At 61.6% G+C, this 11,130-nt stretch carries 8 protein-coding genes and 2 pseudogenes; all 10 read right to left on the bottom strand.

Translation table 11 applies throughout. From position 1 onward, the window contains the following. Window positions 1-345: pseudogene (locus tag CXY71_RS01355) on the bottom strand (hypothetical protein); the annotation flags it as partial. 157 nt (window positions 346-502) lie between these two features. Then, window positions 503-837, bottom strand: a pseudogene (locus CXY71_RS21650) (hypothetical protein); the annotation flags it as partial. Beyond that, window positions 834-1,481 carry a 3-oxoacid CoA-transferase subunit B gene (locus CXY71_RS01365; RefSeq protein WP_104133934.1) on the bottom strand — a complete coding sequence of 216 codons (648 nt, stop codon included), beginning with the start codon at window positions 1,479-1,481 and terminating at the stop codon, window positions 834-836. The pseudogene CXY71_RS21650 and the gene CXY71_RS01365, both read right to left, overlap by 4 nt. Next, a complete protein-coding gene (locus tag CXY71_RS01370; RefSeq protein ID WP_104133935.1) occupies window positions 1,478-2,227 on the bottom strand; it encodes a 3-oxoacid CoA-transferase subunit A in 750 nt (249 codons plus the stop codon). Before CXY71_RS01370 ends, CXY71_RS01365 begins: the two co-directional genes overlap by 4 nt. Window positions 2,228-2,360: 133 nt before the next feature. After that, window positions 2,361-3,725: an acetyl-CoA carboxylase biotin carboxylase subunit gene (accC, locus tag CXY71_RS01375; RefSeq protein ID WP_233204322.1), complete on the bottom strand. Its 1,365-nt coding sequence runs from the start codon at window positions 3,723-3,725 to the stop codon at window positions 2,361-2,363. Continuing rightward, window positions 3,718-4,242: an acetyl-CoA carboxylase biotin carboxyl carrier protein gene (gene accB, locus CXY71_RS01380; RefSeq protein WP_199184146.1), complete on the bottom strand. Its 525-nt coding sequence runs from the start codon at window positions 4,240-4,242 to the stop codon at window positions 3,718-3,720. The genes accC and accB overlap by 8 nt, the downstream gene beginning before the upstream one ends. Continuing rightward, on the bottom strand, window positions 4,232-5,773 hold the full coding sequence (locus CXY71_RS01385) for a pyruvate carboxylase subunit B (protein ID WP_104133937.1): 1,542 nt from the start codon (window positions 5,771-5,773) through the stop codon (window positions 4,232-4,234). Before CXY71_RS01385 ends, accB begins: the two co-directional genes overlap by 11 nt. Before the next feature lie 134 nt (window positions 5,774-5,907). Beyond that, the gene (locus CXY71_RS01390) at window positions 5,908-8,448 is read right to left on the bottom strand and encodes an ATP-binding cassette domain-containing protein (protein ID WP_158252933.1); all 2,541 of its coding nucleotides are present in this window, start codon (window positions 8,446-8,448) and stop codon (window positions 5,908-5,910) included. A gap of 113 nt (window positions 8,449-8,561) precedes the next feature. Further along, a complete protein-coding gene (locus CXY71_RS01395; protein WP_146072702.1) occupies window positions 8,562-9,824 on the bottom strand; it encodes a substrate-binding domain-containing protein in 1,263 nt (420 codons plus the stop codon). A 47-nt stretch (window positions 9,825-9,871) separates the two neighbouring features. Continuing rightward, window positions 9,872-10,915 (bottom strand): ABC transporter permease, encoded by a 1,044-nt coding sequence (locus CXY71_RS01400; RefSeq protein WP_146071625.1) that lies wholly within the window; start codon window positions 10,913-10,915, stop codon window positions 9,872-9,874. Window positions 10,916-11,130 lie beyond the last annotated feature (215 nt).

An 11,130-nucleotide genomic window follows, 5' to 3' on the forward strand; every position in this document is an offset into this window, starting at 1 on the left:
GGCGTCGAGGATAGCCTGCAGTCCGCTGCCACAGCGGCGGTCGACCTGCACGCCGCCGACGGTGACCGGCAGGCCGGCGTTGAGCGCGGCAACCCGAGCGACCGGCGCGGCCTCGGCCGAGGGATAAGCCTGGCCAAAGATGACGTCATCGACGAGGGCACCATCGAGGCCGGTGCGTTCCATCAGCGCGGCGATGACCGCCGCCGCCAGGTCGGCCGGCGCGACGGTCTTGAAAGCGCCGCCGAACCGGCCGATCGGGGTGCGCAGCGGCTCACAAATGACGACCTGGCGCAGTGTGGTGGGTCTCATATGGGGNACGACCTGGCGCAGTGTGGTGGGTCTCATATGGGGTCTCCGTCATCGTTCATAAGGGTCGGGGATGCAGTCGACAGGATTCGGGCAGTCATTCGGAACCGCCGATCAGTGTCGTGATGATGGCCAGCGGCGTGAGCACGAGCGGAGTCGTCTCGGTCGCCTTCTGCACCGCGTCGACAGTGATGCCGGTGTTGTCGCGGATGCTCTCGTCACGCTCGACCGGGAGGCCGGGAATCTGCACGATCTCGTCGTCGTAGATTTCGGTGCCCAGGCCTTCGTGAGCGCGGGGTTGGTCATGTGCCAGCCGATCGAGGTGTTCCAGAGGGTCTGGTTGCTGACAGTTTGGTTGACGGCCGCCAGCCAGGGCCTGAGCGGCTTCTCGACTACGAACAGTGCTCGGCCCATCGACTCGACGCCGCCAGCGAGGACGATGCCAGCGGCGTCGAGACGGACCGCGGAGAGGGAGCCTCCGTAACGGCCGAAGGGGGTGCGCACGGCGTCGTAAACGAGGCTCGCGGTCATTCCAGTCCTGAGTATTGGAGGTGGAGGCCGGTGAGCTTTTCGAGCACCTCGACGGTGTTGTCACCGAACAGATCGCGCACTCGGAAGCCGTCGGGGGTCACGTCGAATACAGCGTGGTCGGTGTATATGCGGGAGACGCAGCCGACGCCGGTGAGCGGATAGGTGCACGCGGTTACGAGTTTCGACTCCCCCGACTTCGCGAGCAGGTCGGTCATGACGAAGACTTCTTTCGCGCCGCTCGCGAGATCCATCGCCCCGCCGACCGCTGGGATAGCATCGGGTGCACCGGTCGACCAATTCGCGAGGTCTCCGTGCTGCGAGATTTGGAACGCACCGAGCACGCAGATGTCGAGATGGCCACCGCGCATCATCCCGAATGAGTCGGCGTGGTGGAAGTAAGCCGCACCGGGAAGAGCAGTCACGGGTTGTTTGCCTGCGTTGATCAGATCCGGATCGATTCGACCAAGTGCGGGCGCGGCTCCCATGCCGAGCAGTCCGTTCTCGGTGTGCAGGAAGATTTCGATGTCGTCGGGCAGGTAGTTCGCCACGAGGGTCGGCGCGCCGATGCCGAGGTTGACGTACGCGCCGTCGGGGATATCGGCGGCGATGCGCTGAGCGACCTCTTCACGGCTGATGCGCGTCATCGGACCGCCCCCATCTCCGCGTGGACAGGCTCACCCTCGACGTCGACACCGCCCACGAACTCGCCATCCCGAACCCACCGACGCGAGCCCACGGCCACAACACGGTCGACGAAGATGCCCGGTGTCACCACGGATTCTGGATCGAGCGCACCAAGGTCGACGATCTCGTCGACCTGCACGACGGTGGTGGTTGCTCCCGCCGCCATGATCGGACCGAAGTTACGAGCGGTTTCGCGGTAGACGAGGTTGCCCCAGCGATCTCCGCGGTAGGCGGAGATTAGTGCGAAGTCGGCCTTGATGGGGTACTCCAGCACATGTCGGCGGCCTGCGATGGTGCGCTGCTCCTTGCCATCGGCGAGCTGGGTACCGACCCCGGTCGGGCTGAAGAACGCACCGATTCCGGCCCCGCCCGCCCTGATGCGCTCGGCGAGATTGCCCTGCGGTACGAGTTCCAGCTCGATGTCGCCCGACCGGTAGAGACCATCGAAGACCCAAGAGTCGTGCTGGCGCGGGAACGAGCAAACGATACGGCGCACCCGCCCCTTTCCGAGCAGCGCAGCCAGGCCCGTGTCGCCGTTTCCCGCGTTGTTGCTCACGATTGTGAGGTCTCGGGCGCCCTGTTCGATGAGGGCGTCGATGAGTTCCACTGGCTGACCAGCTCGACCGAATCCGCCGATCATCACCGTCGCTCCGTCGGGGACGCCAGCAACGGCCCGCGCCACATCGACGACTGTCTTGTCGACCACGGGTTCAGCCCCGGTTCGAGTGATCGACGGTGACGACGTCGAGGGCTTGTGCCCGGAATGAACGTCGAATGACCGGGCCGCCGAGGATCGGGCGGCGAATCGCGATGGCCAGGATCATGGAGTCTCCTTGGGTCTAGTGTGTGGAAACGGGCGAGAGGAGCTCGGTGACGAAGGCCGTATTGAAATCCCCGCTTTGAAATTCTTCTGTTTCGAGGATCTTCTTATGGAACGCGGCAGTGGTGATGATGCCGTCGACTACGAGCTCATCGAGTGCACGGATAGCGCGTGCTATGGCTTCGTCCCGGTCGTTGCCCCAGCAGATGAGCTTGCCGATCATGGAGTCGTAGAACGGCGGGATGACGTATCCGGACTCGATGTGGGTGTCGATGCGGATGCCGAACCCACCTGGTGCGCGAAAGTTCGCGATCGTGCCCGGGCCCGGGGCGAAGTTGTTGTCGGGGTCCTCCGCGTTGATGCGGCACTCAATGGCGTGGCCGCGGATGACGATGTCGTCCTGTGTCAGCTTCAAAAGCTGACCGCCCGCGATCTGAAGTTGGAGTTTGATGAGATCGATGCCGGTGACCATCTCCGACACGGGGTGCTCAACCTGGATTCGGGTGTTCATCTCGATGAAGTAATAGGTGCGCTCGATGTTGTCGAAAACGAACTCGACCGTGCCGGCGTTTCGGTATCCGACTTCGTGGCACAGGGCGACCGCGGCCGCGGCCAGGCTCTGCCGGAGCTCGGCGTCGAGCACCGGCGACGGCGACTCTTCGATCAGCTTCTGGTTGCGTCGTTGCGTGGTGCAGTCTCGCTCGCCCAGGTGCAGCGCGGTGATCCCGTCCGAGATCACCTGAATCTCGATGTGCCGGATGTCGGTCAGGTACCGCTCGAGGTAGACCGAGGGGTCGCCAAAGGCAACTTCGGCCTCCGACATGATCTCCGCCAAATCCTTTTCCAGCGTCGCGGCCTCTTCCACGACGCGCATGCCTCGTCCACCGCCGCCGGCCGCCGCCTTGATGAGGAGGGGATAACCCACCTCGCTCGCCACGGTCAGCGCTTCACTGTAGTCCGCGATCGCGCCCACGGAGCCGGGCACGGTCGGTACGCCGGCCCGGCGGGCGATCTTCTTGGCCTCGATCTTGTCGCCCATCCGGCGGATGACATCTGCCGTAGGTCCGATGAAGACCACGCCTTCTTTTTCGCACATCGCGGCAAAGTCGGCATTCTCGGAGAGGAAGCCGTAGCCGGGGTGGATCGCGTCGACCTTATAGGCCAGCGCCGCGCCGATGACGGCGTGGGCATTGCGATAGCTCGACTTCGCCTGCGCCGGCCCGATGCAGACCGCCTGATCGGCCAGCTTCACCGGCAAGGAGCTCGCGTCAGCCTCCGAATAGGCGAGCACACTACGGATGCCCAGCTCCTTGCACGCCCGGATAATGCGCAACGCGATCTCGCCGCGGTTAGCAATCAGGACGCTTCTTAGCAGCTCAGCCATTGCGTCTGATCACCAGCAGCGGCTGACCGTACTCGACCGCCTGCTCGTCGTCGACCAGGATCTGAGTAACGATGCCCGCGAACTGCGCCTCGATCGTGCTCATAAGCTTCATGACCTCCACAATGCAGAGCACAGTGCCGACCACAACGCTGTCGCCAACCTGCACGAATGCGGAAGCACCGGGCTTCGGCGCTGCGTAGTAGGTGCCTACCATCGGTGCTTTAATATGCACCTCATCGACCGCTAAGTCTGTGGCAGGTGACGGAGCACTCGCAACGGGAGCGCTCACGACCGAGGTCGGGGTCATAGCGGATGCACTCACCGCAGCTGGCGAGAGTGCTGACGCTAGAACGGGTGCCGGTGCCACGACGGCCGGTCTGCCAGCCACCTGCCGGTCACGCGAGATGAACAGCTCCACCTCGCCAAACTTGATCGATAGCTCGCGCACGTCGTCAGTCAGGTTTACCCAGTCGACGAGTTTCTGGAGTTCTTTGATATCGGGCGGGTTAAGCGACATTTTCATTCTCTCCTTGGGTGAGGCTGATCTGTAGGCCTTCGAATTTCAGCGCCTGCGTGCCGGTCGAGCTTGTCTGATAGAGCGATTTGACCAGGCCCAGGATCGGTCCGTAGATCTCGTCAGGATTTCCACCCGCAGCCACGGTCCTCTTCATCTCGTCAACCTGCGTGCCCGCGAACATCGCGCGCAACAGCAGCAAATCGATTCCCTCGTCGGGGTAGCGTTCCCGAAGATCCGGCAGCATCGGCTCGATCAGGGACGGCTCGAGCGCGATGGTGGACGAGCCGTTAGCGATGATCTTCTCGCGCAGCTCCGGATCGATAGGGGCTAGCAAGGCGCCGTAATAGCCAAGAACGTACTTCTTGACCTCGTTCGGCACCACTGAGTAACGCTCACCGGAGATCACGTTCATCACAGCCTGCGTACCGACGAACTGCGCGAACGGGGTAATCATGATCGGGAATGCCAATTCGGCGCGCACCCGGGCAACCTCCAGCAGCAGCTCATCGAAACGATCCGACAAGCCAGCCGTTGCTAGTTGGGAGTGAAAGTTCGACAGCATGCCACCGGGGGTCTGGTGCAGATAGTGCAAGCCGTTGTAGGCGACAGCATGGCCGACCGGCTTACCCTCAGCCTCCGCGATAGCCGTCAGCTGTGCGCTGATGGTCTCGATCCGCTCGTCGTCAACGTTGACCGTGTAGCCCAGCGCCCGCAGGTCGCGCACGACGCCCTGCGTCGCTGGCTGCGCGGCGCCGTTGGCCATCGGCGCGATAGACGTGTGCAGCGCGTCGGCACCCAGCTCCACCGCCTCCAGATAGACCAGTGGAGCCAGTCCAGTCAGGCAGTGACTGTGGATCTCGAGCGACCGGTCGCCCATGACCGCCTTGAGGGCGGGCACTAGGGAGCGGATGCGATCAGGCGTCAGGAGACCGCCAGCGTCCTTCAGCATGATGGCGTCGACATCAGCTTTTTCGATCAGCTCGATCGCCTTAGCGACGAAGAGCTCATCAGTGTGCACCGGACTCTCACTGAACGAAACCGCCCCGAAGGTGGAAGCACCGAGCTCTTTCGCCCGGATCAGACCTGGAACGATGTTGTCGATGTCATTAAGTCCGTCGAACGAGCCGATCACGCGGAAGCCGTTGGCGTACAGGCTCTCCACCCAAGCCATGATGACATCGTCGGCCAAGAAATCGAACGAGGCGATGTTCTTGGAACGGATCAGGGCCCGGAATGTGGTGTTCGGTGCATGCTGGTGAGCCAACCGCACCCGCTCCCAAGGATCTTCCTTGAGATAGCGCACCGCCACGTCGAACTGGATCGGCGCCACCAGATCCACCTGCTCGAAACCGACCTTGTCGAAGTCACTCGCCATCGAGACGATGTGCTCCGTGCGCATCCGCGTCGCCCACAGACTCTGATGCGCATCCCGCAACGTCGTATCAATGATCTTGATCTCACGACGGCTATTCGCCGGCCGCCCCCCCAGACTCATCACAGAGGCGATCGATTCACGCTTATTCGTCAACATACATCCGACTCCTTATTCTTCGTTAAAAAAGGGACTTAGCGATATTTTGATCGCGGCCTTGCCCGCGAGACGATGGGCACACACTTCATCTTGTTCGTTCATGTTTTGAGCTCAACCTCCCACCGAGCAGACGCTCAGCGATGGCGGACAAACGCTTTGGTGCAGGACACCCTCGTCTTCAACGGCAGCACGTAAGTGACTAGGGCTATGAGTGTGATCCCGCCTATGAACAGCAGGTTCGCGCCCTGCGAAATGCGCAGCACAGTGGCCAAAGTCATCAGCAGCGCCAACATGATCGAGCCGAGCAACGCTCCGACGAGCGTTCCGCGTCCACCAAGCAGGCTCGCACCGCCGATCACGGGTGCTGCGATCGCTAGAAGCGTATAGATCTCTCCAACCGAGGCGTCACCGATGCCTATTTGGCCAGCGAGGAACACGCCGCCGAGCGCAGCGAGCATTCCGCAAAGCATGTAGGCACCGGCGCGAATTGCCGTTGCTTGTATTCCAAGTCGGTTGGCGTAGATCCCATTAAGCCCGACTGCGCGAACGCGCAGTCCTAGGCCGGTGCGCCGCAGTAAAATGTCGCCAACGATGACAGCAACGATCAACCCAAGCAGGGCGACTGGGAGGATTCCAACACTCCGCATCAGTACAGTCATCAGCTCGTACCCGATCGCCCCGCCCGGTGTGGGCCGCAAGCTCAGGGCGATACCGGTCACGATCCCCATGGTCGCAATGGTTGCGATTACTGCAGAGAGTTTCATCTTCTCGACGAGCCACGCATTGATGAGACCGACCAGAACGCCGAGTCCCAGTGCCGCTGCTACAGCCACGAAGAAAGACTGGAAGATGTCCCCCGATTGGACCAGATATGACACGGTCACGACACTGAGACTCATCGTGGCCCCCACAGAGACATCGATGCCTCCCACAAGCAGCACGAAGTACTGCGCGATAGCGACCGCAGCTAGGGGGGTAGCAATGAGCAGCACGTTTCGCAGGCTTAACCCACTCAAGAATGTGGGGTTCTGGATAGCAGTTAGAACGCCAATCGTCACTATGAGCAGAGCGAGCACTCCCAGACGGATCGTTTCCTCATTCCTCACCCACTTGGGCAGCTTCGAGCCACCGGTCCCTTCAGCGCGCAGGGATACGGTGAACGGTGCTAGACCGGTATCGATGACCCTGGAATCGACTGCGAAAGCGCCCACGATACTCTCCTCATCAGACCCTGCGCCCGGCATGTCCGCGGTAATGCGCCCGCGCGACATGACGATGATCCTGTCAGCGACACCGGCCAACTCCGAAGCATCCGAACTCACGAGAACGACGGCGTTGCCCGCATCCGCGCATGCGCGGAGCATTCGATAGATCTCCATTCGAGAGCGCACATCAACACCTTGAGTAGGCTCGTCGATGAGGAAAACCTTGGGCTCGGTGGCGAGAGCGCGGCTGATCGCGATCTTCTGCTGATTGCCACCAGATAGCGAGCTGGGTAAGTGGGACGGACTTCCCAGACGAATTCCGAAGTCCTTAGTCTGGTTTCTAACGAACCGCCGCTCGGCAGTGCCACTCACGATGCCTGCCGTAGAGATTTTGCGCAGCACGCCAGCGGTCATATTCTCTTTGATTGTCAGGGATTGGAAGAGCGATTCCTGCTTGCGGTCTCCACTGAGAAAGACGATTCCATCGCGCGCGGCCTGGCGATAATTGGACAAGGATTTGCCGAGCGACGTGACAACGCCCCCTGAGATCCCGAGCGTAGCCAGCCCTCGCAGTAGCTGCCCCTGGCCATTGCCGTCTGCCCCCGCGATGCCCAAGATCTGACCTGCACGGAGCGTGAGGCTCAGAGGCCCGAATTTGTCGCCCGCGAGGCTCTCAGCATGTAGCAGTTCTGTTGCATTGGGGTCAAGTTCCTCGCGGTTTGGGAACTCTGTGTCGACGGTGGTACCCGCCATGAGCTCGACTACGTGTTCTGGTGAGACCTCGGCGGCGGGATATGTGCCGACGAATCGACCGTCGCGGAGGATCGATATGGCGTCTGCGACGCGGAAGACCTCGGAAAGCCGATGGGTTACGAAGAGCACGCCGGATCCGTGGGCAGCGGCGCGACGCATCAGCTCGAGCACTCGATCCACGCCGCTCGCATCGAGGGCCGATGTGGCCTCGTCGAGCAGAAGGAGACGGGGTCGCGCCATCACTGCTCGGACAATTTCAAGGAGCTGACGATCGCCGGGGGCGAGGGCGGCCACCTTCAGATTAGGGTCGAGCTCGAGGTCATAGTCGGCCAGTCGGCCCTTCGCCCAAGAGAAGATATCCTTATACTTTGGCCGCTGCGCCGCGGGTGTACCCACATACAGATTCTGAGCCACGGTCAGCGAGGCCAGAAGTGACCCGTCCTGGAATACGGTCAGCACACCGGCGGACTGAGACTCAATGGGCTGATGTTTTGTCAACCTCTGATCAGCGACAGTCACTGTGCCCGTGTTTGGAATAACCGTGCCACTCAAAATGCCCACTAGCGTCGATTTGCCCGACCCGTTCTCGCCGACCAAAGCGCGTATCTCGCCGACCTGAACTGTGAGGGACATCTCACTGAGGGCTTTGACTGGTCCGTACTGCTTGCTGACTGCGGTGGTCTCGAGTGCGAGTTCAGCGAGTCGCAACTCAGACACCGTCATATCTTTGATCGAGTTTGTCATCGGAAACTTCCGGGTTTGAGGTCCTATAGGGAGGTTCGGGTGTGGGGTGCCGCGGCGAGATGCACCCCACACCCTACGGGTCGCTGTTACTTCAGCATCCCGCTCATGACGTCTTCAGGGATCAGCGCGCTCCACCCCGGGAAATCACCGGGTAGGTCCGCCTCATAGACGCCCGCTTTGGCCTTGATGATCGGCAACGGCAGGGGAGTCCGATCCGGAACGTCCTCACCTGCCAGGATGCTCATCGCGTTGGTGAGCGCGAGACGCGCCTGATTGACGAGGGCGTTCGTGTAGTAGAGATCAAACTCTTTGGCGGTGCCCGCACGCTCCTCCCAGATGCCGAAGAGTTCGTTCATCTCGGTCCACGTGAGAATCGAAGGAACCTGCACGCCGGCCTGGTCGTAAGCGCTGATGAGCTGCGGGATTGGATCGGCGTATGTGTTGAGGACGGCCTTCGCTGGCACGCCCGACGCGATAAGCGCGGCAGCCGCGCTAGCTACGCCGGGGCGAGACCAGTCAGTGTCCTGCTGAAATCCGATCGTCGGGCCGTCTAACTTCGTGAGGGACTCCTGAAGGCACCCGGTCACCAGGGTGTCCTGAGGATTCCCGGGCGTTCCGAACAGGAACGCGAGTTCGTTGGTGCTGGTGAGGCCGAGGTCGTTCACCATCACGTTGCTCATACCCGTGCCAGCGTCGCACGCCTGAGCGTAAACTTGATTATTGATAACCGAGCCGTCGACATCCGGTGTCTCACCCGTGTAAGTGGCGATGACCGCTCCCGCTGCTTGCGCCTCCGTGAATACGGGTGCCATCGCGGCGCCGAACGCGTTGTATCCGATGATGATGTTGGCACCGTCAGCAGCGAGGCTTCGCACGGCGGCCTGTGCTGACGGCAGGTCAGCCACGAACGAATATGAGATCTTGCCGACCTCAGGATACGTGAGTGCCTGCAGGATGACGTCCATAACGGCCGTCGTCTGCCACAGATTATCGACCGCGTTGAAGATGCCGAGGTGCACCGGACCGTCGCCGATCGTACACTCCGGCTTCTTCCAGCAGTCGAGGGCAGTCTGGATCTGGTCAGGCGTCAACTCGAGCGTGGCCCGAGCGAAACCCTCTACGGCCTCGTCCGGGAGGCCGGCCATGGGAGTGTCAACGCCGAAGGCGAGGTTGACGAGTTCCTGAACCTGTGCCTCATCGTACTCGAAGTCGGTATTTACCTGGATGGCGGTGCCAGCGCCGTTGCCGCCGGTGTCGGACGAGCTACAGCCGGCCATCAGCATTGTGAATGCGGCTGCCGCAGCGCCGAGCATCATTGCTCGGCGGTGCAATCGGGAATTAGGTGCCATTAGTTTCCTCTTATTTCTCTTTATTGGGATTTTTGGTCGCAGAACGATCACGCTTGTTGAAGTGCAGCCTCGTCTGGCTCCGCTGGGACCTTGACGCCGCCCGACGTCTTCATCGTCCGAGGCCGCATAAGCAGGCCAACCCCAGCGAGGCCAAGTGCCAGCACTAGGCCCTGGACGAGAGTCCGTGCTCCTGTCGAGAAGCCCATGACCGCCAGGCCGTGGTCGAGCAGGATAATGAAGGTCGCGCCGAGAGAGGTCGCAAAAGGACCCACTCGACCACCCGTGAGCACTGCACCGCCGAGGACCACGACGATGATGCTGGAGAGCAGGTAAGGCCCACCGGACGACATGTCGGGCGAGGCTATCTGGCCGGCGAGCAGGACGCCACCGACCCCACCGATGAGAGAGGCTATGATCCACGCGGAGACGCGCAGGGCAAGGTAGCGGATGCCGAGCAGCTCACTCGCGCGCATCGAGGCGCTTGCCAGTACGAGCCGGCGCCCAGTCGTGATTCGCCGCACAAAGACAAGAATCAACACGGCGAACGCGACCGCTACGACGAGGATGAAGCTGACGCTGAAAATGTTGCCCTGTGCCCACGAGGAGAGCAGGGGCGGGACCTTGGTCTGTAGCGCACCCTCGCGGTAGATGATGGTCGCTCCCAACACCAGTTGCCCGGTTGCCAAGGTGGTCACCAAGGCGTTGAGCCCCATCACCTCGACGAGAAGTCCATTCACTACTCCGACGATGAGGCAGACCATCGCCGCGACGAGAAATGCCTTCGGCAGCATCTCGTTCTGCCCACCCGACTCTCTCAGCATGATGATGCCCATCGCGGTAACGACAGAGGGAAGGCTCAAATCAATCCCGCCTGTGCCGATTACAAATGCTTGGGCGAGACCAATTATCACCATGACTCCGAGCAAGGGCGTCAACGTGGCGAGCGTGCGTGGCTCGAAGAGATTCTGCCCTGCGGCGAGTTGGAGAAACAGGATCAGCAGAACATTGGCGATCAAAATCACCATCAACGGCGTCCATTCAAACTGGAACCGCCTGGGTGTGGCCATCTCTTGCGCGTTCGGTTGTGACACTCGGCGTCCCTTCTCTTTATGACATTCCGCTCAAGACCGCAGAGAGCATTCGATCCGGCAGACGAATGATCGAGTCTTGTGGTGTACGTCCGAGAATCTTCTCCCGCGCCGCAAGGGCTCAGCGGGTGCTGTGTCAAATCGAGACACCGCGGCCTCGCAGAAACTGAACGAGTGGAGAATATATCGAGACGGCAGACCTCTCCCCCCCCCCCGTT

It is taken from the genome of Cryobacterium sp. Y62, from assembly GCF_002929785.1.
In the GTDB taxonomy this organism is placed as follows: Bacteria; Actinomycetota; Actinomycetes; order Actinomycetales; family Microbacteriaceae; genus Cryobacterium.

Excerpts from the sequence above, each read along its gene's own strand:
- CXY71_RS01365 (WP_104133934.1), bottom strand. The coding sequence starts at position 1,481 with ATGACGCGCATCAGCCGTGAAGAGGTCGCTCAGCGCATCGCCGCCGAT.
- accC (WP_233204322.1), bottom strand. The coding sequence starts at position 3,725 with ATGGCTGAGCTGCTAAGAAGCGTCCTGATTGCTAACCGCGGCGAGATC.
- accB (WP_199184146.1), bottom strand. The coding sequence starts at position 4,242 with ATGTCGCTTAACCCGCCCGATATCAAAGAACTCCAGAAACTCGTCGAC.
- CXY71_RS01385 (WP_104133937.1), bottom strand. The coding sequence starts at position 5,773 with ATGTTGACGAATAAGCGTGAATCGATCGCCTCTGTGATGAGTCTGGGG.
- CXY71_RS01395 (WP_146072702.1), bottom strand. The coding sequence starts at position 9,824 with ATGGCACCTAATTCCCGATTGCACCGCCGAGCAATGATGCTCGGCGCT.